This is a genomic window from Hwanghaeella sp. LZ110, from assembly GCF_048892525.1.
Classification (GTDB): domain Bacteria; phylum Pseudomonadota; class Alphaproteobacteria; order UBA8366; family Aestuariispiraceae; genus Pacificispira.
In genome coordinates this window covers 369,376-392,026 of sequence record NZ_JBLZHT010000005.1, presented here as the reverse complement: position 1 = coordinate 392,026, position 22,651 = coordinate 369,376, and the positions used below count along the sequence as shown (strand labels likewise).

General features: G+C 57.0%; 18 protein-coding genes. 6 read left to right on the top strand and 12 right to left on the bottom strand.

The annotated features are described in order from the left end of the window. Positions 1-25: 25 nt before the first annotated feature. Together ACOSDM_RS13005 and ACOSDM_RS13000 are read right to left on the bottom strand one after the other, a co-directional pair. Positions 26-1,288, bottom strand: a complete 1,263-nt coding sequence (locus ACOSDM_RS13005) for a type II toxin-antitoxin system HipA family toxin (RefSeq protein ID WP_420724967.1) — start codon at positions 1,286-1,288, stop codon at positions 26-28. Further along, positions 1,278-1,616, bottom strand: coding sequence for a helix-turn-helix transcriptional regulator (locus ACOSDM_RS13000; protein ID WP_420724966.1), 339 nt, complete (start codon positions 1,614-1,616; stop codon positions 1,278-1,280). Before ACOSDM_RS13000 ends, ACOSDM_RS13005 begins: the two co-directional genes overlap by 11 nt. Before the next feature lie 245 nt (positions 1,617-1,861). On the opposite strand from ACOSDM_RS13000, the gene ACOSDM_RS12995 reads away from it, so the two are divergent. The 3 genes from ACOSDM_RS12995 to ACOSDM_RS12985 are packed head-to-tail and all read left to right on the top strand — an operon-like array spanning position 1,862 to position 7,392. Further along, positions 1,862-2,548: an ImuA family protein gene (locus tag ACOSDM_RS12995; protein WP_420724965.1), complete on the top strand. Its 687-nt coding sequence runs from the start codon at positions 1,862-1,864 to the stop codon at positions 2,546-2,548. After that, a complete protein-coding gene (locus ACOSDM_RS12990; protein WP_420724964.1) occupies positions 2,545-4,161 on the top strand; it encodes a Y-family DNA polymerase in 1,617 nt (538 codons plus the stop codon). The genes ACOSDM_RS12995 and ACOSDM_RS12990 overlap by 4 nt, the downstream gene beginning before the upstream one ends. Before the next feature lie 6 nt (positions 4,162-4,167). After that, a complete protein-coding gene (locus tag ACOSDM_RS12985; protein ID WP_420724963.1) occupies positions 4,168-7,392 on the top strand; it encodes an error-prone DNA polymerase in 3,225 nt (1,074 codons plus the stop codon). 41 nt (positions 7,393-7,433) lie between these two features. Here ACOSDM_RS12985 and ACOSDM_RS12980 read toward each other — a convergent pair whose 3' ends face one another. The 3 genes from ACOSDM_RS12980 to ACOSDM_RS12970 are packed head-to-tail and all read right to left on the bottom strand — an operon-like array spanning position 7,434 to position 11,301. After that, the gene (locus tag ACOSDM_RS12980; RefSeq protein ID WP_420724962.1) at positions 7,434-8,336 is read right to left on the bottom strand and encodes an SMP-30/gluconolactonase/LRE family protein; all 903 of its coding nucleotides are present in this window, start codon (positions 8,334-8,336) and stop codon (positions 7,434-7,436) included. Between the two features lie 11 nt (positions 8,337-8,347). Then, positions 8,348-10,264, bottom strand: a complete 1,917-nt coding sequence (locus tag ACOSDM_RS12975) for a TRAP transporter permease (RefSeq protein ID WP_420724961.1) — start codon at positions 10,262-10,264, stop codon at positions 8,348-8,350. Positions 10,265-10,299: 35 nt separating this feature from the next. Next, positions 10,300-11,301: a TAXI family TRAP transporter solute-binding subunit gene (locus tag ACOSDM_RS12970; protein ID WP_420724960.1), complete on the bottom strand. Its 1,002-nt coding sequence runs from the start codon at positions 11,299-11,301 to the stop codon at positions 10,300-10,302. Between the two features lie 178 nt (positions 11,302-11,479). Here ACOSDM_RS12970 and ACOSDM_RS12965 point away from each other — a divergent pair, with 178 nt between their 5' ends. Beyond that, positions 11,480-12,160, top strand: a complete 681-nt coding sequence (locus tag ACOSDM_RS12965) for an IclR family transcriptional regulator (protein ID WP_420724959.1) — start codon at positions 11,480-11,482, stop codon at positions 12,158-12,160. A gap of 7 nt (positions 12,161-12,167) precedes the next feature. On the opposite strand, the gene ACOSDM_RS12960 is transcribed toward ACOSDM_RS12965, so the two are convergent. Next, positions 12,168-13,397 carry a CaiB/BaiF CoA transferase family protein gene (locus ACOSDM_RS12960; RefSeq protein WP_420724958.1) on the bottom strand — a complete coding sequence of 410 codons (1,230 nt, stop codon included), beginning with the start codon at positions 13,395-13,397 and terminating at the stop codon, positions 12,168-12,170. A 124-nt stretch (positions 13,398-13,521) separates the two neighbouring features. Here ACOSDM_RS12960 and ACOSDM_RS12955 point away from each other — a divergent pair, with 124 nt between their 5' ends. After that, positions 13,522-14,472 (top strand): hydroxymethylglutaryl-CoA lyase, encoded by a 951-nt coding sequence (locus ACOSDM_RS12955; protein ID WP_420724957.1) that lies wholly within the window; start codon positions 13,522-13,524, stop codon positions 14,470-14,472. A 56-nt stretch (positions 14,473-14,528) separates the two neighbouring features. On the opposite strand, the gene ACOSDM_RS12950 is transcribed toward ACOSDM_RS12955, so the two are convergent. From ACOSDM_RS12950 to ACOSDM_RS12940, 3 genes are read right to left on the bottom strand one after another with little or no spacing between them, the layout of a single operon-like run. Next, positions 14,529-16,844 carry a xanthine dehydrogenase family protein molybdopterin-binding subunit gene (locus tag ACOSDM_RS12950; protein ID WP_420724956.1) on the bottom strand — a complete coding sequence of 772 codons (2,316 nt, stop codon included), beginning with the start codon at positions 16,842-16,844 and terminating at the stop codon, positions 14,529-14,531. Then, complete coding sequence (locus ACOSDM_RS12945; RefSeq protein ID WP_420724955.1) at positions 16,841-17,323, bottom strand: (2Fe-2S)-binding protein; 483 nt, start codon at positions 17,321-17,323, stop codon at positions 16,841-16,843. Before ACOSDM_RS12945 ends, ACOSDM_RS12950 begins: the two co-directional genes overlap by 4 nt. Further along, positions 17,320-18,192, bottom strand: a complete 873-nt coding sequence (locus ACOSDM_RS12940) for an FAD binding domain-containing protein (RefSeq protein WP_420724954.1) — start codon at positions 18,190-18,192, stop codon at positions 17,320-17,322. The genes ACOSDM_RS12945 and ACOSDM_RS12940 overlap by 4 nt, the downstream gene beginning before the upstream one ends. A 191-nt stretch (positions 18,193-18,383) precedes the next feature. Here ACOSDM_RS12940 and ACOSDM_RS12935 point away from each other — a divergent pair, with 191 nt between their 5' ends. Beyond that, positions 18,384-19,499, top strand: coding sequence for an alpha/beta hydrolase family protein (locus ACOSDM_RS12935; protein ID WP_420724953.1), 1,116 nt, complete (start codon positions 18,384-18,386; stop codon positions 19,497-19,499). Here the strand turns inward: ACOSDM_RS12935 and ACOSDM_RS12930 are convergent. The 3 genes from ACOSDM_RS12930 to dctP are packed head-to-tail and all read right to left on the bottom strand — an operon-like array spanning position 19,496 to position 22,335. After that, entirely contained in the window at positions 19,496-20,812 is a 1,317-nt protein-coding gene (locus tag ACOSDM_RS12930) for a TRAP transporter large permease (RefSeq protein WP_420724952.1), read from the bottom strand. The genes ACOSDM_RS12935 and ACOSDM_RS12930 overlap by 4 nt on opposite strands. 6 nt (positions 20,813-20,818) lie before the next feature. Next, entirely contained in the window at positions 20,819-21,334 is a 516-nt protein-coding gene (locus tag ACOSDM_RS12925) for a TRAP transporter small permease (RefSeq protein WP_420724951.1), read from the bottom strand. Positions 21,335-21,363: 29 nt separating this feature from the next. Next, a complete protein-coding gene (dctP, locus tag ACOSDM_RS12920; protein ID WP_420724950.1) occupies positions 21,364-22,335 on the bottom strand; it encodes a TRAP transporter substrate-binding protein DctP in 972 nt (323 codons plus the stop codon). Between the last annotated feature and the right edge of the window lie 316 nt (positions 22,336-22,651).

The following is a 22,651-nucleotide window of genomic DNA, read 5'->3' as shown; positions in this document are numbered from 1 at the left end:
GCGTCGGTGTGGCCGCGGCACCCCGTCACAGATTCTCGTTGCCCTCAAAAATATAGGGGTTGAGGAATATCCGCTCCCAGAACAGGTTTCGATCCACGTCTGAGAGGCAGGCCTCATTGCAGGTTGCTTCCCATTCCGTTCGCAGGATTGCCAGCATGTCCTGAATAACTCCCGCAGCGGTTTGTTTATCGAGCAGGAAGTTGGGAGCCGCCTCGATGCAGGTCGCGAGCGTGCTGCGCCGATTGTTATCGGTAATCAGCATGGCCTGGCTGGCCTCGTTGCCGGTTCTGCTTTGCGGGCAGATATCATAGGCGGGGGTCAGGTGGAGTGACTTGCCATCCCAGAAGGCGGCATGGTTGCGGGCATGGTCGTCGGTATTGCCGCACAGGATGTTGAACACCAGTCGCCCGAACAATTCGCGCAATGTGTCCTTTGGCTGGCTGAAACGATGCCGGATCACTTCGGTCAGATCGGCATAGCTGGCATAGCGGGCCATCATCTCATCGAGCCCGAATATCGTCAGCGCCGAGACCATGGCTTTCCGCTGCCAGGCGTCACCTATGTGCAGGCGGTCAAAACGTTCGACCAGCAGCACATCCTTCCCCGCGACATGGGCCAGGCGCACCGGCGCAACGTTGAGACCGGCCTTGGCAGCAAGCCGCATGGCGATGAATTCCGCCTTCACCACGTTGTAGGTGTCCGAGGACGAGGAGAACTTGGCGATCAGCTTCTTTTCGTCTTCCTCAATCATGGCCTTGGGTCGTGCGCCGCCCAGCGAACTGCCATGAAACAGGGCCTGATCCAGCTCAGGAGTGAGGGGAATGCCCCTTTCGACCTTCTCAGCGGCGGTGAGCAATTCCTCCAGAGTGGCGGCCTGTACAGAACGGGGAACATATCTTGTCGGGGATAGCTGAAAGTCGAGCGCACCAATGCGGTCGGAGCCAGATTCAAGCAGATAGGTCAGTTCGTCGATTGCGCCGATATCGGCATCCTCGCCCTTGATGCCAAAGGTTCTATTCAGGATCACACGCCGCCCCCAGGCATCTGGTGCGCCATCGCGCAGGCAGCCTGCCATGTTCAGGCCCGGCTCAGGGGGGATTGCACCTGTACGTAAGGGCAGCTCAGGCAGATAGAGGGGAATAGCTCCTTCAAGCTCCAGGTAGCGACGGCCATAGTTGAAAATCAGGCCATCGCCATCACGGGCGAGGCGACCAGCGACAACCGGCTGGGTTGCGTCGGGCAGCCATACCCAGACATACGCTTCATCATGACGGGGCTTAGAAATCATCCTTCACCGCCTTTGTGCTTTTGCGCACTTTCTTCGGCAACAGGGTCAGCTTGCTTCGTGCCGCTGCAAGATGGCGGGTCAGGGTGGAGGGCTCCGGTTCAAAGAGCGGCACGCCAACGATGGCAGCGAGCTCAAAGACGGCACCGATGGAGCAGCCCATCTCGCCATTCTCGATCCTGTGGACCAGCCCGCGTGATATGCCTGCGCGTTCAGCAGCTTCCGCGACCGTCAGTCCTCGCTCAGTGCGCGCGTCGTGAATCAACAGCCCCAGCAGTTCAGCGGCTTCCAGTCCGTAACGGGAATAAGGTCGGGTGTTCGGCTTTGCCATTGCGATTAATCCTGTTCCATTAACAGGGCGTAAAAACCCTTAAAGGATTATTTATGGGTCAAGATAGCATATTTCAAGTCAGTTTTGCAATGATTTGTTCTATAAAAAGGGCTTTAGGATTTTTAAAGACCTGTTTATAGATCGTTTATGCAACTTGGGTCGCTATCTCCTCGCCCCCTTGATAAGAACATTAGTAGACTATATTAAAGAACATAGTATGAATAAATTGATTGGAGATGCACCCCATGCGGTTGGAGGAAGCGCAGGAGGACCGGCGGCGTTCGGCGCTTGATAGGGCGCGGGGGCTGATGCGGCGCATTGAGGCGCGGGATCGCCCCCGGTGTCATCGCTCTGTGGCGCTGGGCTGGGAGGAACCGGATGCGGCGCTGGGGGGCGGGCTTGGCCTGGGCGCGTTGCATGAGGTTGGGGGTAGGGCGGCAACAGGGTTTGCCATACGGCTGTTGGGGCGGCTGAAGGGGGCAGTGCTGTGGTGCCATCCAGCCGGGCAGAAGACCACACTTTACGGGCCGGGACTGGTGCAGATCGGCCAGGGCGATCTGCCGGATCGGCTGATCATCGCCCGGGCCCGAAATGGCAGCGAAGGCTGCTGGATCGCTGAAGAAGCCCTGCGTTCTGGCGCTTTCACGGCTGTGGTGCTGCAGCCCGCCGACCCGGTTGGCTTGATCCCCAGCCGCCGCCTGCATCTGGCGGCCGGGCGCGGGGGCGCGCTGGGCCTGATCCTGCGTGAGGTGCAGGGACATGGTCCGGTGCTGGCCCCTGGCATCGCGGCAAGCCGATGGCAAGTCGACCCGATACCCTCCATCCGGCAGGGGGCAATGATCGATCCCCATTGGCGCCTGGTACTGCAACGGCAGCGCGGGGGAAGTGCGGACAGGATTGGCGAAGAAGGGTGCTGGAGCGTCCCGGCATGACGACAGCCCCCATCTCCCGTCTGAATCCGCTGTATCTTGCGCTCTGGTTTCCCTGTCTATCGACGGACCGCTTACGCCGGGAGAAGCAGATCAATACAGAGCGGGCACTGGTTGCAACGCGCCGCGCAGGATCAGGCGTCTTCCTGGCCGCTGTCGATGCACTGGCGGCGCGTGAGGGGCTGTCCCCCGGCATGACACTGGCAAGCGCCCGCGCGATCCATCCAGAACTTCGCGCTGAACCGTTGGACCCCATTGCCGATGCGGCCCTGGTGCAGCGTCTGGCGGACTGGTGCGACCGTTATTCGCCGCTTGTGGCGGTTGCGGGCAGCGACAGATTGGTGATTGAAGCAACAGGCTGCACACATCTTTTCGGGGGGGAGAAGGCGATGTTGGAGGATGTCCGTGATCGGCTGCGTCGCACCGGCCTGTCGGTACGTGCCGCCCTGGCTGCCAGTCCCGCCGCGGCCATCGCGCTGGCGCTCCATGGGCCGCAGGATTGTGTGGTCAGCAAACGCCGTGGTCTGAGCACGGCCCTTGCCGATCTGCCGGTCTCAGCCCTTGCGCTGGCAGAAGGGGCGATGGATCGTGATGCGCTGTCAGGAATGCACCGGGTCGGTCTGCACTATTTGGGGGATCTGTATCAACTGCCCCGTGCGGCGCTGGCCACCCGCTTTGGACCAGTGGTGGTCTCCGCCCTCGACCGGTTGCTTGGACAGGCATCGCATCCGATAGCCCCCCGGCGTCCAGCCACGCCCTATCGTCTCCGCCTTGCCTTCGCCGATCCGATTGGCCTGCGCAGTGATATTGATGCCGCGCTTACCCAGCTGCTCTCGGACCTCTCGGTACAGCTACAGGCGAAGGCCATGGGCTGCCGACGCCTGACCCTGACCGCCTGCCGCGCCGACGGCACGGTGCAGGAGATCACCATCGGCACCAGCCGTCCGGTCCGGGCCGTCCCGCCGCTGATGCGCTTGCTGGCAGAGAAACTGGAAAGCCTGGACCCCGGCTTTGGGATCGACTGCCTGATCCTGACCGCCCCGATTGTTGAGCCTTTTGAGCATGACCAGATCGACAGCGGGGCCCTGACTGAGGATAGCGGAACCGAGGATACAGTTGCAGACGACCGGCTGGCATCGGTCTGTGACCGGCTGATAAACCGGCTGGGAGCAGAGAATCTGTTCCGCCTCGCCTCGGTCGATAGCCGCCTGCCGGATACCGCCCAGGGGCCGCGCCCCGCAGTGTCGTCGCGACGGGACCCGGCAGGCGGTTGGCCCCGTACTGTCGGTCGCCCGACCCGCCTGCTGGGTCAACCGATCCCGCTGGTGCCGCTGCACGCGCCAAGGCCCGGCGATCCGCTGGTGCGCTTTCGCTTGCAGGGGCGTGAGCATAGGGTTCGGATCGCACAGGGACCGGAGCGGATCGCGCCTGACTGGTGGCGGCGGGATGCGGCCTGGGCCGCAGGCGCACGGGATTATTGGCAGGTTGAGGACGAAGCGGGTCAGCGGTTCTGGATCTACCGCGACGGAACCGCAGGGTCGCATGCAGGATCAGGCGCGGAATCGGGGAAAGCTGATACGCCCCGGTCGCACTGGTTCCTGCACGGTTTGTGGTGATCTGCGATGCAACGCTATGCCGAACTGTGTTGCATGACCAATTTCAGTTTCCTGGAAGGGGCCTCCCATGCTGATGAACTGGTGGTGCAGGCAAAAGCGCTGGGCCTGGCGGGCCTTGGCGTTGCAGACCGCAACAGTTTGGCGGGCGTGGTGCGGGCCCATAAGGCGGCAAAGCAGGCGGGCCTGCCGCTGCTGATCGGTGCCCGTCTGGATCTGCAGGATGCCCCCCCTCTGATCGCCTATCCCAGAGACCGCGCCGCCTATGGCCGTCTGTCGCAATTGATCACCCTGGGCCGCCGCCGGGCGGAGAAGGGGTCTTGCCTGCTGTATCTGGACGACGTGCTGGCTGCCGCCCAGGATACTGTGCTGATCGTACTGGCCGATGAAAGTATGGACAGGGCCGCCCTTTCCAAACAGCTTCTGCGCCTGAAAGCCGTTGCCTGTCCGCAGGATCTCTATCTCGCCGCCAGCCACTTGCATCGTGGCGACGATGACCGGCGCATTGCCCGTCATGCGGCAATCGCCCGGGCATTGGGCCTGCGTCTGGTCGCGGTCAATGATGTCCTGATGCACAGCCCCACCCGCCGTCCGCTGGCCGATGTGCTGACCTGTATCCGAGAGAAGCAGGTTATCGATACCGCAGGCACCTTGTTGGCCCGCAATGGAGAGCGGCATCTGAAGAGTGCAGCAGAGATGGCGCGGTTGTTCCAGGGCTATGAGGAAGCCTGTGCGGCAACGCTTGATATCCTGGAGCGCTGCTGCTTCTCGCTGGACGAACTTTCCAGCGATTATCCCAGCGAGGTTTTGGGCACAGAGGAAACACCCCAGGCGGTCCTGGAGCGGATGACCTGGGATGGTGCCGCACAGCGCTATCCGGGCGGCATTCCGGCCAAGGTGCGCAGCATTGTCGAGCATGAATTGCGGTTGATTGGAGAATTGGGCTATGCCCCCTATTTTCTGACGGTGGAGGATCTGGTCCGTTTCGCCCGCAGCCGGGATATTCTTTGTCAGGGGCGCGGCTCGGCGGCCAATTCCGCGGTCTGCTATTGTCTTGGCATCACCGCTATTGATCCGAACCGGCTGGACCTGTTGTTCGAACGTTTCATCTCTGCCGCTCGTAATGAGCCCCCTGATATTGATGTCGATTTCGAACACGAACGCCGGGAGGAGGTGATCCAGTACATCTATGCAAAATACGGTCGTGACCGCGCCTCGATGACGGCCACTGTCACCCGCTATCGGGCGCGCGGTGCGATCCGCGACGTTGGCAAGGCGATGGGGCTGAGTGAGGATACGGTGACACTGATGGCCTCTCAGGTTTGGGGCTCATCTGATCCGTCCGCCATGACCGAACGGCTGGTGGAGATCGGGCTGGATCCCTGTGACGAACGCCTGCACCTGACCCTGGCCCTGATTGGACAGATCACCGGCGTCCCGCGCCATCTGGGCCAGCATGTCGGCGGTTTCGTGATCACCGACAGCCGCCTCGACAGTATCGTGCCGGTTGAGAATGCCGCGATGGAAAACCGCACCGTCATCCAGTGGGACAAGGATGACCTTGATACGCTGGGCATTCTTAAGGTGGATGTTCTGGCGCTTGGCATGTTGAGCTGTATCCGCCGCTGTTTCGATCTGATCCGTGGGCATCATGGCCGCAGTGTTGATTTGGCCGGGGTGCCACCGGGGGACACGGCGACTTATGATATGCTGTGCCGGGCGGATTCCCTGGGTGTTTTCCAGGTCGAGAGCCGGGCGCAGATGAGCTTCCTGCCGCGTATGAAGCCGCGCAATTTCTATGACCTGGTGATCGAGGTTGCCATCGTTCGCCCCGGTCCGATTCAGGGTGATATGGTTCATCCCTATCTGCGTCGCCGCAATGGGGAGGAGGTGGTGGATTATCCTTCTCCCGAATTGCGTGCCGTGCTGGAGAAGACGCTGGGCGTGCCACTGTTTCAGGAACAGGCGATGAAGATCGCCATTGTCGGAGCCAGGTTCAGCCCGGAGGAGGCCGATCAATTACGCCGTGCGATGGCGACCTTCCGCAAGGTCGGTACGATTGAAAACTTTCGTGGCAAGTTCCTTAACGGAATGGCCCAGAACGGCTACCCGCCGGACTTTGCAGAGCGATGCTGGCGGCAGATCGAAGGCTTCGGGGAATACGGTTTTCCTGAGAGCCATGCCGCCAGTTTCGCACTGCTGGTCTATGTCTCGGCCTGGATGAAGCGGCATTATCCCGCCGCCTTCGCTTGTGCGCTGTTGAACAGCCAGCCGATGGGCTTCTATGCCCCGGCCCAGATCGTGCGGGATGCGCAGGACCATGGTGTCGCGGTGCGCCCGCCTGATATCAATCATTCCGACTGGGATTGTACGCTGGAACCGGCGGAAGGGGGCTTTGCGCTGCGTTTGGGGCTGCGTCAGGTGAAGGGGTTGAAGCAGACAGAGGCGGAATGGGTTACCGCCGCCCGCGCCAACGGCTATCGCCACCCCGCCGATCTGTGGCGACGCGCGGGCCTGAAGCGGCGCAGCCTGACAGCATTGGCGGAGGCGGATGCGTTTACCTCACTGCATCTCTCGCGGCGTCAGGTGATCTGGGCCCTGCGTGGGATTGGTGGCGACAGGCCCCTGCCGCTGTTCGAGGCCGCGAATGAAAGCGATCGGGGGCGGGAATTGCCCGTCGACCTGCCGAAGGCAACACTGGGCGAGGAGGTCGCAGAGGATTACGCCAGTTTACGCCTCAGCCTGAAGGCGCATCCGCTCACCCTGGTGCGCGATCAGGCCGATGCGCCCCTGGCGGGCTGTCTACCTGCCCTGCACCTTGCAGACACGGAGGACGGGACGACTGTCTCGGTCGCCGGACTGGTGCTGGTTCGGCAACGTCCCGGCAGCGCCCATGGCGTTATCTTCGCGACCATCGAGGATGAAACCGGCACCGCCAATATCGTTGTCTGGACCGATGTCTTCGAGCGCTACCGCCGTCCCCTTTTGACCGCGCGGTTGATGCGTGTCACGGGTAAGCTGCAGCGCGAGGGCATTGTCATCCACGTCATCGCCCAAACCATCGAAGATCGCTCCGACCTGCTCGACCGTCTGCTGACTCCAGGCACACGGGCGGGCGCATGCCTGAATACCCTTGCCCGCGCAGATGAGGTCCGCCGCCCGATCCATACCGAAGACTTCCGCGGCACCGGCTATCATCCGCCAAAACTGGGGCCTTCGCGGGAGCGTCGGTAAGGCCATATCTTGAAGCGATTGCCATGACCCGGCACGGGTCTCTATCCCAACAGGGATTTGATCGACGCTTTTGCGATTATGCCAGTATCAGAAACAGTGATGAACAGGGTGTCGCAATCAGCCCCCCCAAATGTCAGGTTCGTGGTCGTCAACCCAAAGGCCTGACAATCGATGCGGGCGATTTGGTCGCCATGCGGGTTATAGACAAAAACCGAACCACGGCTGGCATGGCAGACATACAGGTTCCCCAGCCGGTCCAGGGCCAACCCATCCGGCCCGCTGCGCCCGGCAGGCAGACGCGCAAAAAGGCCGACTTTGCTGGTTCCCGTGGCAAATAACGGCATGCGCCAGATTTCACAACTGCGGGTCATGGCGACATATAATTCCGTGCCGGCATGATTGGTGACTAGGCCATTGGGGCTGGGTCCGGTATCCAGAAGCACCTCAAGGTCGCTGAGACCCGGTCCGGCGCGATAGACACGACCGCTGGGATCATGCAGCCCTGTTTGACCCTGATCGGTGAAAAACAGCGTGCCGTCCTGGGCGAACCAAAGATCGTTGCAGCCCTTGAACCCCTCACTGCGATAACTCTCAAAAAGGGGTGTTATGGTCCCGGTTTGCGGGTCCAGGCGCAGAATGCCACGTTTATAGTCGGCGATGCATAACGTACCGCCGGGTCGATAGCGCATGCCGTTGGGCCAGCCATCATAGTCGGCCATAACCGTCCAGGTACCATCCGGTGTGATGCGCAGAATCCGACCATACGGGATATCAACCACCCATAATGCACCATCGGGTGCCATGGTTGGTCCCTCCAGAAAGCTGTCAACCTTGGCGCCGGGTTTATTTGCTGTCACCCAACCGGAGGGCCGATCCTGTAGGCGCAGGGCGTCTGGCATGCTGCTCCACAACTCTGCCTGAAGAATTTGAATTTCTGGGGTCATCCGATCGTCCTTCAGGCCAGTCTGGTGCGGCGTTGAGCGATATAACGGTCCGCAAGGATCAGCAGGATCATGCCGCATGCAACCGCTTGTATCCAGGGATCTGTGTAAACCGCACCGGCCGCGCCAAGTGTTAATACCAATCGATGCCACAGCCGCAAGGGGCTGAAGAAATACCCTATATGGGCGGCATTGAACCCGATGATTGCGCAGGTCAGGGCGGCAAATACGGCCAAAGCCGGCCCAATCATGTCGGCACTGAGAGTATCCAGGAAGATTTCCGGGTGATAGATCCAGACAATCGGTAAAACGAAGGCAACAGCACATAGCCTTAGGGAATTGCCCGCAATGACTAAAGGCTTCTCTCGCGCGATGGCGGCGGCGGCAAAGACAGCCAATGCCACGGGGGGCGTGATTGCTGACAGGACGGCGTAATAGAAGACGAAGAAATGCGTCTGTAGCTGGCTGACCCCCAATTCCATCAGCGATGGACCGGCGACAAAGACGACCATCAAATAAGACGCTGCAGTCGGCAGCCCCATACCCAACACAATCGAACAGATCGCCGCCAGGATAAGCGCGGGCAGCAGGTCTCCCGATCCCATGGAGACAATCAGCTGATTCAGTTTCACACCCAGACCGGTGGAACTTACCGCGCCGATAACCACACCAATGGCGGCACACGCGATCAGCACAGACAGGCCATCCCGGCCTGAATCCACAAGGAATTCCCAGGTGGCTTCCCATCCGAAACGGGTTTTCGGTAATACGAATCCGGTAAACAGAGTAACGCCCGCCGCGCTGAGACCGCTGAAGGTTGGGGAAAAGCCAGAAAACAGCATGCCCAGCAAAGTGCCGAAACCCAATACCAGTACAAGTGCTTGCGACGCCCGTTGTCCGGTCCACATGTCAGTGGTGGCTTCTCCCTGCGCTTTGATTCCCAGACGCTGGGCTTCCAGTATGGCTGCGACTGACAGTGAGAAAATGAACAGGAACGCAGGAACGATGGCGACCAACATGATTGTCGCATACGGAATGCCGGTTATCTCCGACATGATGAAGGCGCCAACGCCCATGATGGGCGGAATGATCTGACCAACGCAGGATGCGGTCGCTTCTACCCCACCCGCAAAACCGGCGGTATATCCCGCCCGTTTCATCATTGGGATCGTCAATACACCGGTCGACGCCACATTGGCGGGGGCCGACCCGTTGACCGATCCAAACAATGTCGACGCTATGATGGCGGCCTGGGCCGGGCCGGAGCGCAAGCCACTGGTTGCCCGCATGGCGATGAAATTGAAAAAATCGCCAGCTCCCGAAATTCGAATGGCCGCTCCCAGAATGACAAAGACCATCACAACATCGACCACCGCGCCCAGGGCGATGCCATAGATCCCTTTGTAACTATAGGCGACTTCCAGGGCATTGGAGAATGGCATTGCACGGTGGTTCAACACGCCTGGCATCCAATGGCCATAGGCAAGGTAAAGAAAGGCCGCGATGACGATACCAACCAGAACCCAACCCTCGACCCGTCGCGCGGCCTCGACAACCACAAGCGTACCAATGGCATAGCAGGTCAAATCAGCAGTGTTGGGGATGCCTTCCCGAAACGCCGCAATTTCGTAATAGTTCATCAGGTAATAGCCGCCGGTCCCCAGCGCCGCCAGGATCCACATCGAATTGACCACGGCCATACGCATGGTCAGTTCGCCATTTCCGTGAAATACACCGGGCTTTAACAGGAAAACCGCGACCATGCTTAATGTCAGGGCGATGCTGTATTGAGCCTCAGCGGGCAGTTTCCCAAAAACCGTTGTCGCGGCGATGAACACCGCCAATGCTACACAGCACAGTTTGCCCAAGGCGGGAAAAAGGACCCGCAGCGCCTTTGGGGCTGCTGCGGGGTTAGATGGGGTGTCTTGCATTGAAACAGACCCTTAAACAGAAAACTTTGCCAGTCTTACTGCATTAATCCTACTTCGCGGTAGTATTTTGCCGCGCCAGGATGAACCGGCGCAGACAGCGCCGTCAGGGCATTTTTCATTTGGATCAGCGCCAATGCCGGGCTCATGTCATTCACCTTTGCGATGTTATCCCAAAAGGTCTTCACCAGCGTATAAGCCGTTTCTTCTGGCATATCATTGCGCACAACCATCATGAAAGGGAAGGTCCAGAAATACGCAGGGCTGTCGGCTTGCACGCGCCCTTCATAGGCCTTGTTCAGGATTTCCGGGGAGACTTCCTGAAAAACATAGTATTCGCCGTTGGTGATATTGTTGCGGAAGTCATCTAACTTATCCGGGTCTGGCGAAACAAAGCGCAGCTTCATCTGGCGCGATGCATTGTCAACACCCGCATGGGGCACACCACCCCACACCAGCGTCGCATCCATTGTACCATCCGCCATCTGATCCAGTGCGGGTTGGTATTTCAGATATTGGCCGTCGGCATCCCCGGCTTCCAGATCAATGCCATGGGCTTTGAACAGCGCCATTGTCACGCGGCCTGCATTCCCGCCGGGTCGACCGATTGCCAGGGTTTTGCCTTTGAAATCCGCAATGGTTTTGATGTCGCTTTCAACGCGGGCAACATATTGGGCAGCACTGGTCGTGATCGCAAACAGCGTGCTCATGTCTTTATATTTTTCGACCAAATCTTCAGGGTCTTCATTGAATTTACCACTGCGCTGAATGGCATCTTTGTAATGGGGGGAGCCGATGGCGACGATGTCGGCCTGGCCCGCCGCGACCTGCCGCAAGCCCTTTACGGAGCCATTGTCGACAACAGTCAGTTTGATATCCGATCCGGATTCCGCCATTAAGTTCGACCAGGCGACCCCCATCTGATAATCTTGGGTTGTCGGACCAACGGCACTGAAAATTACTTCCTGGGCGTTTGCGCCCACACCGAAACTCAAGCTTATTGGAAACGCAACAACAACTGTCGCAAGGAACTTACGCATGATTTCCTCCCTTTTTCAGGCTGGTCTTAGCCGACCTGTTGTTTCACCACACTTGTGCGTGGCTTTAGAATTTATTTGTTCTATCTGACAGAACACCGTTCTATAATACACTTGGGTTAAGTTTGAAGTAAAGTAAAAATCCCAAAGACAGGAGGCGTGGTGATTATGCGTTCAAGAAATGAGCGATAAGGGGGTCGCGGCCGTAGAGCGCGCGTTGGCGATCCTGGATTGTTTCGAATCGGATCATGAGAGTCTTCCGCTAAAGACAATCGCGCAAAAGACCGGGCTTTATAAAAGCACGATACTTCGGTTGTGCGTGTCGCTGGAAAGCTACGGCTATCTGCGTCGGCGGGAGGACGGGGATTTTCAGCTTGGACCGACGCTTTGGCGTCTGGGCGCGCTGTACCGCAATCGATTTGACGTCGCAACGCATGTCCGTCCGGTCCTGAAGCGGCTGTCTGAAACAACCGGGGAAAGCGCATCCTTTTATGTGCGCGATGGCGATGCGCGGATTTGCTTGATGCGCCATAACAGCAGTCAGGCCATTCGGCATCACCTGGAAGAAGGCGTTCGCCTGCCGCTAAATTTAGGGGCGGCCGGACATTTAATTCTGGCCTATTCTGATGGCAGTGACCCAAAGACCGAGGAGATAAAGTCCTGCGGCTATGCAATAAGTTTGGGAGAGCGCGACCCCAATACCGTATCGATTGCGGTTCCCGTTCTGGGTCGAGGCGATGCCTTCATGGGCGCGCTTGTCGTGTCTGGCTTGGGAACACGGTTTGACGAAGCGGCCCGCTATCAGGCGATTGACCTGGCCAAGGACGAGGCGCGCCGTCTGTCACAGGAGATATATGGTTAGACCAAAGTCAGTCTGAGAAATTTATAATTCCAGACTGCTTCAAGGCATCAATTTCCTCGTTACTGAAGCCGAGTTCCTGTGCCAGTTCCTGGCTATGTTGACCGCTGCGGGGAATGTTCAGTCGAACACCAGGGCGCCAACCGCCAACGGAAATTGGCAAGGCAGGGACCTGCGTTTCCGTTCCATCGGGCAGGGTTATATCCAGCAGGCCGCCGGATTGTTGCAGATGGGGATCGTCAAACAGATCTTCAGGTCGGCGGATCGGCGCATAGGGCAAGCCCGATTTCTCACAGTTTGCCATCAGGGTTTCTGACGGAATGGTCAGAAACAGGCGGCGGATTTGGGGCAGGAAGGCATCTCTGGCATGGCACCGTTTGGCGTTTGTATCCAGGGCCGGATCAGCCAGCAGATCCAGCAGATGAAAATCCTCACAAAAGGTCTTCCATTGTCTGTCAGACACAACGCCGACAAAAACCTGTTCGCCATCGCTGCAATCAAAGACGTCATAAACAGCCCAGGCCGAAAGCCGTGCAGGCATGGGGGCGGCGGGCTTTCCTGTCATGGCAAATTGCGTCATGTGCTGACCACTGAGGAAGGCGCAGTTCTCAAATAAGGCCGAAATCACTTCACTGCCTTGCCCCGTAACATCCCGTTGTCGAAGCGCAGCCATTACGCCAATGGCGCCGAACATACCGCCCATCACATCATTGACTGATGCGCCGGCGCGCAGGGGACGGCCGGGTGGCCCTGTCATATAGGCCAGGCCGCCCATCATCTGAACCACTTCGTCCAGGGCGGTGCGCTTTTCGTAAGGTCCCGCCAGGAACCCCTTCGCGGAACAATAAACCAAGCCGGGGTTGGTTTGTTTCAGTTTCTCATACCCTAGCCCCATCCCATCCAGCGCGCCGGGGCGAAAATTTTCAACCAGCACGTCTGCCGTCGCGATCAGGCGTTCGACAAACGCTTTGCCTTCCACAGATTTAACGTCCACTGCGACGGACCGCTTGTTGCGATTATAGGCGGTAAAGAAGCCAGCCCCGGATCCCGTAAGCTTGCGGGTCTTATCCCCCTCTGGCGCAGGTTCCACCTTGATCACATCCGCACCAAGATCGGCCAGAATCAGACCACAGGTCGGCCCCATAACCATATGGCTGAACTCAATTACCCGGATGCCCGCGAGCGGTAAGGTGGATTGAGTTCCTGATTGCTTGAGATGATCAAGGGTTTCTTCTGGCATTCTGGCATCCTCCATATACTTGTCATTCTCGAATTTAGTTGATATTTTAGAACGACGTTACGTAGAATAGAACGAATGCATGTTATCACGCAACTCCCTTTGCACGATCATAAAGGACCTGACCATGACCGATATCGACATTCTGATCAGCGAAGTTGGCCCGCGAGATGGCTTGCAGATGGCAAAATCAATCATGTCCACGGCTGACAAGAAGCGTTGGATTACGGATGCACATGCTGCCGGGTTGCGGGAGATTGAAGTCTGTTCCTTCGTGCCACCGAAATTGGTGCCTGGCATGGCCGATGCTGATGAGATCACGCGTTTCTCTAAAACACTGCCTGGATTGCATGTGGCGGTTCTGGCCCCGAATTATCGCGGTGCAGAGGCCGCAATGGCTGCCGGGGCAGATAAGATCACGGTCCCGATTTCCGTCAGTGCCCCCCATAACCGTGCCAATGTGAACAGAACCCCAGAGGAAAGCATTGTGGAGATTGCCCGGATCTGTGCCCTGCGCGACAGTCTGCCTGAAGGACAGCGCCCCGCAATTGAAGGCGGTTTATCCACTGTCTGGGGTTGTACCATTGCGGGTCCGGTCGCCCAGGATGAAGTTGTCCGTCTGTCGGTTGCCTTGGTGGAAGCGGGGGTGGATGAAGTTGGGCTGGCCGATACAACAGGCATGGCGGACCCTGCCGGTATCCGGCGTGTCTTCAAGGCGGTACGTGCGGAAATTGGTGATGATAAGTTAGGGGGGGCCCATTTGCATAATACCCGTGGACTGGGCCTGGCGAATGTTCTGGCGGCTTTGGATATCGGGATTACAACCTTTGACGGATCTCTTGCAGGATTGGGCGGTTGCCCCTTTGCACCAGGGGCTTCTGGCAACATTGTGACGGAAGACCTGGTCTATATGCTGGAAGAAATGGGACTGCGAACTGGCATTGATCTGGAAAAATTGATTGCCGTGCGCAAGGTATTGGAATCCGGCCTGCCCGACGAACCGCTTTATGGCTTCATCGCACAAGTCGGCCTGCAAAAAGGTGGCAAACGCCCGGACCGTCTGGCTGTCGCATCATAGATCGTGATGCGCAGAGGAACGAACTTGCACAGTCAGGCGGAGTTCAAATGAAGCTCTTACGCCCCGGATTGCGATAGAATTCCATTCAGGAGTCTCTCAGAGGTCATGGGAATGCGCGTCATTCGTGCGCCGGTCGCGTTATAGATTGCATTGGCAATCGCGGGGGCAACGCCAACGATACCGGCTTCTCCAATGCTTTTGGCACCATACGGTCCCGTTGTTTCCGGGGCGTCTTCAATCAGCATGACCACGATTTCATCAGGAGAATCCAATCCGTCAGGAATTTTGTAATCCATAAAGGATGGATTGGTTAGATGGCCGTTTTCCCACACCAATTCTTCCAGCAGGGCATAGCCAACGCCCTGAACGACAGCGCCATGCACCTGTCCCTCGACACTTTGTGGATTGATGGCACGCCCAATGTCGTGGGCGGACCAGACTTTCTGAACCACAGCCTTGCCGGTCACTGTATCGACATCCACGACGGCCCCCACGGCCCCAAAAACATAGACGCCCAGATTATCAAAGGCAAAATTCGACATCTCGGCCCGTTTGGGATCAAAGCGGGGCCCGTCGAAGGCAAAGGCATGGTGTCCCATAATTGGACCCCCGACGCGATTGAAGGCCCGGGCTGCGATTTCCCTGAAACTCGTCTGCCGGTCCGATCCGACAACCCGGACCGTACCGCCTATTTCCAGTTCCAGATCATCCTTGCTGCATTCCAGCATATCCGCAGCATCATTCAGGATTCGATCCCGCATTTCCACGGTCGCCTGCATCACAGCCCGTCCCGCGGTATAGGTGATACGGCTGGCCGCAGTTTTCCAATTATATGGGGAACTGTCTGTGTCCTGGGTCGCATAGGCGATGGATTCTAGGGGAAGGCGCAATGTCTCCGCACATATTTGCGGTAACACGGTATCCGACCCTTGCCCGATATCCACCACGCCGGTTTGCAGGGCAACCGTGCCATCAGCGCGCAAATTGACAAAGGCGCTGGTGCCCATCAGGCCGGAAATATGCGACAGGCCTGATACGCCAACGCCCCTGACCCACCCGTCCTGGAGGGCAGGCAAAGCGGAGACATCTTTCTTCAGTGCCGCATCCAGCGCATCCAGACATTCGGTCATTGCACAGGACGGCACTGTTTGGCCCCCCAACCAAGCGTCACCGGCCTTCATGGCATTGCGGCGGCGCAATTCTATCGGGTCCATATCAAGTTTTGCGGCAAGTGCGTCCAATTGGCTTTCACTGGCGAATGTTGCCTGTGGATTGCCAAACCCCCGGAAGGAGCCCGCTTTCAGTTTGTTGGTGTAAACGGCATGGCCCTTAACACGAACATTGGGGCAGTTATAGGGGCCTCTGGAACACAGCATCCCGAAGCTCAGCACCGCTGGGCTCTCGTCTGAATAGGCACCAGCATCGAACCAAAGCTCTGCTTCTCGCGCGACAAGGGTGCCATCCTGTTTTGCGCCTGTGCGCATTTTAATGCGCGTAGGATGGCGGGAACGCAGCATTTCCATATCCTGCGCCCGGGTCAGAGTGATTTTAACAGGGCGTCCTGATGCGCGTGCAAGAGCAACCGCAATGGGCTGAACACTAACGCCATTTTTGCCGCCAAAGCCTCCGCCGATCTTGGGGGCGATACAGCGGATCTTGGACATCGGGATATCCAGTTCCTCGCTAATGCGACCCTGTAGATAAAAGATTGATTGTGCGGTTGAACGCACAGTAATGCGACCGGCGAGGTCCGGTTCTGCCAAGGCGCTACAGGGTTCCATATAGGCGTGATACTGGGCGGGTGTCTCATAGACATCTTCGACAATGACATCACAGGCCCCCCAGGCTGAATCTGGATCACCTTCCAGAATACCGGCGGACCAGAAGATATTGCCGTTGGTTTCTGTATCGCTGTTACGCGTATAGCGATCCTGATCTGGATGCACCAAGGGGGCGTCTTGCGCCAAGGCGTCATCCAGAGAGCAGACAGCTGTGTAATCTTCATAGTCAACCGAGATCATTTGTGCTGCGAGGTCGGCTGCTTCCTTGGTTTCCGCTGCGACGGCCGCTACAGGCTCCCCAACATAGCGGACGTGGCCGCGCGCCAATGTTACTTCATCTTTGATAAAGGAGCCGACCAATTTGTCGGGTAAGTCATCCGCCGTTATGATCGATATAACCCCCGGCACGGCAAGGGCGTCGGTCAAATCAATGGCTTTGATGCGCCCGCTTGCAATCGGACTGGCGGTGATTGTTCCATACAGCATGCCGGGCACAGTGTAATCATCCGCATATTTTGCCGCCCCACCCACTTTTTCTGATGAATCCAGACGAGCGGAAGACATCCCAACTGCACTAAAAGAATTCGTCATGATCCTGCCTTCCCCGCGACAGCCTCGGCGGCATCCACAATTTTTACATATCCTGTGCATCGGCAAAGATGACCTGACAGAGCCTCCCTTATCTTTGTGCGATCCGGCTTGGGGTCTTCGCGTAGCAAGGATGTCAGGGCGATGGTCACACCCGCCGTGCAAAAACCGCATTGTACGCCGCCGCTGTCGACCAGGGCCTGCTGTAAGACGGACAGTTTTCCATTCTCCAACAACCCCTCTACCGTTTCCACATCCCGCCCGTTGCAGGTCGCAGCCATCGTCAGGCAGGACCGCATTGGCTTGCCATCAATCAGAACCGTGCAGGCGCCACAAAGGCCCTGGTTGCAGCCTCGTTTCGATCCGGTCAGTCCAAAACCTTCCCGCAACAGGGACAGCAACGTTTCCGTTGATTTGCAGAAGATATTCTTAGGGCTTTTGTTCAGCGTAAAGCGAATTGGAATCTCATCGGTATCGGTCATGCCGTTCCCTCCAGATCAGAGGTCAATTGGGTCTTCAATGCCTGGCTCAGGGCCCGGTGGATCAATCGCGGCATTAACATCAAACGATAGTCGGCACTGCCCCGCATGTCGTCGATCGGATTGCACAACGGTTCCAGGGAAGCACTGAAATCATGGATCGCATCTTCTGTCAGGGGATGTCCGATCAGGCTGTTTTCATCAGACGGACTGCGCACCGGCTTTTCAGCGATGCCCCCCACAGCGATCCGGGCTGTTTTTACAACATCTTCTAAAATACGCAGACACACGGCGACAGAAACTGTGGCAAAATCCCCATCCGCGCGGGTAAATTTTTCATAATGTACCGAAGCACCGCTTGGATCAGGCGGAATGACAACGGATACAACAATCTCCCCCGGTTCAAGGGCAGTTTCCAGCCAATCAACAAAGAATTCCGACGCCGGGATCTGACGTGTCGTCCCAGATCCGGCAATGTTAACGATGGCATCGGCGGCGGTGATCGCTGTCGGGTAATCTGCTGATGGATCCGCGTGACAGATAGAGCCACCGATGGTTCCCATATTGCGGATTGCGGGATGTCCGATCCGTCGGGCCGCTGCGGCAACGATCCTTTGCGCCCCGGTAAATCCATCATAGCGGGCGACATCGGCGTGACGGGCCATTGCCCCAATCTGGACGGAACCATCGGGTAAGGCTTGAATATTCGCCAGATCCGGTATCTTCCGAAGGCTGATCAAATGGGACGGTGCCAGCAACCCTGCATTCATCATGGCAACCAAACTGGCGCCGCCGGCCAAACAGCGGGCGTCCGGCTGTTCGGAGAGCAGATGACAAACCTCTTCTAATGTTTCTGGTTCTGAAAAAACCATTTAGGGTCCTACCTTGATCACGGACGAAATATTTTATGCATAAAATGGTTTCATATAGACATTTTCTGGTCAATGCTTAATACCGATTGGTAATCGTTTTCTGTAAACTAAATCTGTTCTGTGACAGCAACGCGAGGCACGACATGTTCGAATATTTTGGTGAGAATTATTCTTGGGACCTCGCCGTTTTGATGGCGATGCAACTGGGGGGACATCCATCCGAGATTGATGAGGCGTGTCGACCACTGCGTGCTTTGGCTGCTGCGCCGGATGCCAAGACGAATACCACTATTCAGGTCGCGTGGCTGGAGGCCTGGTTGGCACTGGCCAAAAAATTGGAAAGCAAGGCTGATCAGGATGTTTCTGAGAACCATCGCTTGAGTGCGGCAGGAAAATACCGACGCGCCTGCGTCTATTATCAACAGGCGGACCGTATGGCCCCCCATGATGATCCACGCAAGGCGCTTGCCTATGATGCGATGCGCGGAACATTTCAAAAATCGATCCAGAATGCGGATATTCCTATGGAATGGGTTGAGATTCCCTATGAGGGAACAACGCTGCCGGCTCTGTTCCTGCGGGGTCAGGGGGATGGTCCGCAACCCTGTATGATTGGTTTCGATGGATTTGATGTGACCAAGGAATGGACGTATCTGTCTGGTCTGGCAGATGCCTTACGCGCACGGGGGGTATCGACCTTATTGGTTGATCATCCAGGCGTTGGTCTGGCGTTGCGCGATCGTGGCCTGCCCGCCGTGGTAGAGACGGAGCGTCCAGCCTCAGCCTGCGTCGATTATCTGATGGGGCGGGATGACACCAATGATGAGATTGGCATCGTCGCCATGAGCCTGGGTGGATACTATGCCCCGCGCGCGGCTGCATTCGAAAAACGTTTGAAAGCCTGTATTGCCTGGGGTGCACGATGGGATAACACGGAATCGCATGGCCGAATCTTGCGCGATCCCAATGCGGCCAGGTCCATTCCGGGTTGGATTGATCATGCCCTAAAGGTCTATGGCCAGCCTGATATTGAAAGCTGTGCTGCGATGATTGCCAAGATGAGCTTGGCAGGCGTTGCGGATAGGATCGAATGTCCGTTGCTGGTGGTTCATGGCGAAAATGACCGCCAGGTTCCCTTCGATCAGGCACAGAAGACCATTGATGGCGCAGTGAATGCCCGACGCAGGGATTTACGAGTCTTCACCAAAGAGGAAGGCGGGTGCGAACATGTGAATGGCGACAATTTCAGTCTAGCCATTGATGTAATCGCTGATTGGTCTGCCGATGTCTTATTGGGGCGGCTTTAAGGGCTGGTTAGAGATACCAATCCCGTTGCCAGTTCCGGCACAAATATGATGCATAACAACAGCAATAATCCCAAACCGACGAAAGGGGCTGCGGCCACATAGACCTGCCGCATCGTGATTTCCGGCGGGGCAACCCCTTTCATCACAAATAACAGCAGTCCGAATGGCGGGGTCGTCAGGCTGATCTCCATCACCAGCAGCAGGATCACACCAAACCATACAGGCTCATATCCTGCCGCCGTCGCCATTGGCATGAAGAATGGCAGCGTGATCAGCAACATGCTGAGCTGATCCATGAACGCCCCCAGGAACAGCAGGATACCGATCATCGCGAACAGCTGAACCATCGGGTCCAGACCCAGGGCATTCACCATGGTCAATAGGCCGGAAGTTGCCCCCGAGAAAGCAAGAATCTGAGAGAAGGTCAGGGACCCTGCAATGATCAGTAAGATGGTGACAGTAATTTTTGTCGTTTCCATCAAGGCCAGCTTCAGTGAGTCCCAGGTTAACTGGCGGTACAGCATTGCTGCGATTAACGCGCCGATGGCTCCTAATGCAGCGGATTCACTGGGGGTGGCGACACCGGTCAGAATCCCGCCGACGACCAGAACAAACAACCCGAACAAAGGAACGACATGTTTCAGGAAAGGATTAATGCGCTGCCTGAACGACATCGCCTGCACGTCCTGGCTGGGGGCAAGGCTGGGATTCAGATGGCATCGAATGACAACATAGCCAATGCATAGGCATGCCATTAACAAGCCAGGCACGATGCCTGCGATTAACAATTTACCAATCGAGATACCAGCCAGACTGCCTAACAGCACGGCCAGGGCAGAAGGGGGAATCAACATTGCGATACCGCCCGTTGCCATGATCGGCCCCATGGCGATGGTGGGATGATATCCACGCTTGCGCATGTCGGGTAACAAGGTGCTGCCCAGAAGAGCGGTATTGGCCATGGTTGAGCCGGAAAGCGTCGAAAACACCGTCCCCCCACAGATCGCCACCAGGGACAACCGACCGGGCACACGCAGGATCAATCGATCCACGGCATCAATGGCACGATGGGCAAGGCGGGTCTGAAACAGAATCTCTCCCATCAGCACAAACATTGCGATGGGGGCCAAAGAGAAGGATGAGACGGCATCAACCGCATTGCGGGCCAACTGGACCAGTCCCCCATTGCCCCCCAGAAAGACCAGGGCCCCAACGACATTGACCCCCAGAAAGGCAAATGCAACTGGTGTGCCCAACATCATCAGAAAAATCACGCCACCCAGCAAAAGGGGAAGGGCAAAATACCATTCCATTTGAATTTAACCTTCTTGGATTTGGTGTTTCAGGGTGGGGGGCGTGCGCCCGCGTATGCCAGACAAGCGCAGCAGAAATTCTATCAACAACAACAACGCACCGATTGGTAGGGGAAGCAGCAGCCAGAACTGTGGAAAGATGAATGATTTGAACACCAATGTGCCAGCCATCCATGCTTTCCAGGTGGCAAGGCCGCCCGCGTAAATCAGGGTTGCAGACACGATAAGGCCGATCAGATTGACCAGGATCGCCGCAACGGATTTCCCTTTCGGGGACAGTGAGTCGGTTACAATTTCGACCATGATATGTGCGCCCAGCCGCAGCGCCCAGGGAGACGCCAGAACGGTAACGATGTAGAGCGCATATTCGGTCAGTTCGATGACACCGTTCAGGCGCGGAGCAAATGGGATATGGCGCGTTAAGGCATCAAAGGCGATGAGAAAAGTGATCGCGAAAAGAATGCACGCTGCAAGAACTGCCAGCCCATCAATCAGGCGGTCAAACAGTCTTACAGCGCGCATTTTAATTTTCCGATTGATCAGAGACTAAGTTACTTCGACAGGAGTGGCCGCAATTTGCCAATGCTGTCCGCGTTTTCACCTTCCAGAAGTGACCAATAGGCACCAAGCGCCATGTCTTGCAGACTGGCGGCGTCATCCTTGGAAAGGGTGATAACCGTCATTCCCTTATCAACCATCTTCTGACCTTCAGCCTGGTCTGCTGCGACCATGGCTGGCGCCATTTCCATTTCGACGGCTTCTGCGGCGCTGGAAAGAACCGCTTTCTGCTCATCAGACAAGGAATCCCAACGTTCCTTGTTGACTGTGATTGTGACAACGGCGTGATAGAAACCAGGATCAACACGATATTTCGTCACTTCATCCCAGCCCGCGGGTGCGACTTCGGACATAGCATTGGCATATCCATCCACCACGCCGCGTTCCATCGCCGTATACAATTCGCCACGGCTGGTTTCCACCTGACGCGCCCCAAGCGCATCAAAGAAATGTCGGTAGGTCGGGGTCGTACGAAGGGGGAAATCTTTCAGATCCGCCAGCGTTTCAATCGGCTCGTCCAGGAATAAGTGGAATTGTAACCCATATCCGTATTGTGCCAGAAACTGCCAGCCGGCCGCATTATAGCGGGTTTGCAGATAATCAATCGCCCCATTTTTCCGCTGTTCTGCAGGAGGGACAGAGGCCAATTGCAGGGCATCTGCCTCTAATATGATCCCGCGATAGTAAGCGGGGGGAAGCCCGGCAACATCAATCACACCCTCGCTTAACGCATTGGGCATTTCCCGGGATGGAATTGCTTCAGGGCCCAGAACCGGGTCAATGCGAACCAGCCCTTTTCCTGTTTCATTTACCCGTTCAACGAATTGATTAAAGACTGACCGAAACAGTGACTTGTCAGACTTGATAAACATGGCGCCTTTCAGCACAGCTTCTTCTGCCTGCGCAGGCGCACCGGTCAGTAGAAGTGTCGATAGGCCCAGAACTGCAAAATACCGTCTCATCATAACCCTCCTGTTCTTCGTTTTTGATATTGAAACGAGTATGAGGCCAAGTAATTTTTTGTGTCAATACCGATTGTCATTCGGTACTGGTTTTATTTCTGATAAACCGTGCAATGTAGACATGCATTGCCTGACAACATCACTTCTTGCCTGCAGTAGGATTCTTGATGCCCTTTTGTCGATGACGCGGGTATGCGGTGCCTGCGATCATTATTCTCTGAATGTTTTGCCAGCGCAGTAAATTCGGTAGCATGCTATGCCAATTGATAAGGCTGTGTGATGAAGCTGATGTCCGTCGGGAATACCAGGGTAAGGGCTG

Bases quoted from the DNA above. Each gene is read 5' to 3' on its own strand.
- ACOSDM_RS12995 (WP_420724965.1), top strand. From the start codon at position 1,862: ATGCGGTTGGAGGAAGCGCAGGAGGACCGGCGGCGTTCGGCGCTTGAT.
- ACOSDM_RS12930 (WP_420724952.1), bottom strand. From the start codon at position 20,812: ATGGAATGGTATTTTGCCCTTCCCCTTTTGCTGGGTGGCGTGATTTTT.
- ACOSDM_RS12945 (WP_420724955.1), bottom strand. From the start codon at position 17,323: ATGACCGATACCGATGAGATTCCAATTCGCTTTACGCTGAACAAAAGC.
- ACOSDM_RS12985 (WP_420724963.1), top strand. From the start codon at position 4,168: ATGCAACGCTATGCCGAACTGTGTTGCATGACCAATTTCAGTTTCCTG.
- ACOSDM_RS12925 (WP_420724951.1), bottom strand. From the start codon at position 21,334: ATGCGCGCTGTAAGACTGTTTGACCGCCTGATTGATGGGCTGGCAGTT.
- ACOSDM_RS12975 (WP_420724961.1), bottom strand. From the start codon at position 10,264: ATGCAAGACACCCCATCTAACCCCGCAGCAGCCCCAAAGGCGCTGCGG.
- ACOSDM_RS12940 (WP_420724954.1), bottom strand. From the start codon at position 18,192: ATGGTTTTTTCAGAACCAGAAACATTAGAAGAGGTTTGTCATCTGCTC.
- ACOSDM_RS12960 (WP_420724958.1), bottom strand. From the start codon at position 13,397: ATGCCAGAAGAAACCCTTGATCATCTCAAGCAATCAGGAACTCAATCC.
- ACOSDM_RS12990 (WP_420724964.1), top strand. From the start codon at position 2,545: ATGACGACAGCCCCCATCTCCCGTCTGAATCCGCTGTATCTTGCGCTC.
- dctP (WP_420724950.1), bottom strand. From the start codon at position 22,335: ATGATGAGACGGTATTTTGCAGTTCTGGGCCTATCGACACTTCTACTG.
- ACOSDM_RS12950 (WP_420724956.1), bottom strand. From the start codon at position 16,844: ATGACGAATTCTTTTAGTGCAGTTGGGATGTCTTCCGCTCGTCTGGAT.
- ACOSDM_RS12980 (WP_420724962.1), bottom strand. From the start codon at position 8,336: ATGACCCCAGAAATTCAAATTCTTCAGGCAGAGTTGTGGAGCAGCATG.
- ACOSDM_RS12965 (WP_420724959.1), top strand. From the start codon at position 11,480: ATGAGCGATAAGGGGGTCGCGGCCGTAGAGCGCGCGTTGGCGATCCTG.
- ACOSDM_RS13000 (WP_420724966.1), bottom strand. From the start codon at position 1,616: ATGGCAAAGCCGAACACCCGACCTTATTCCCGTTACGGACTGGAAGCC.
- ACOSDM_RS12970 (WP_420724960.1), bottom strand. From the start codon at position 11,301: ATGCGTAAGTTCCTTGCGACAGTTGTTGTTGCGTTTCCAATAAGCTTG.
- ACOSDM_RS13005 (WP_420724967.1), bottom strand. From the start codon at position 1,288: ATGATTTCTAAGCCCCGTCATGATGAAGCGTATGTCTGGGTATGGCTG.
- ACOSDM_RS12935 (WP_420724953.1), top strand. From the start codon at position 18,384: ATGGCGATGCAACTGGGGGGACATCCATCCGAGATTGATGAGGCGTGT.
- ACOSDM_RS12955 (WP_420724957.1), top strand. From the start codon at position 13,522: ATGACCGATATCGACATTCTGATCAGCGAAGTTGGCCCGCGAGATGGC.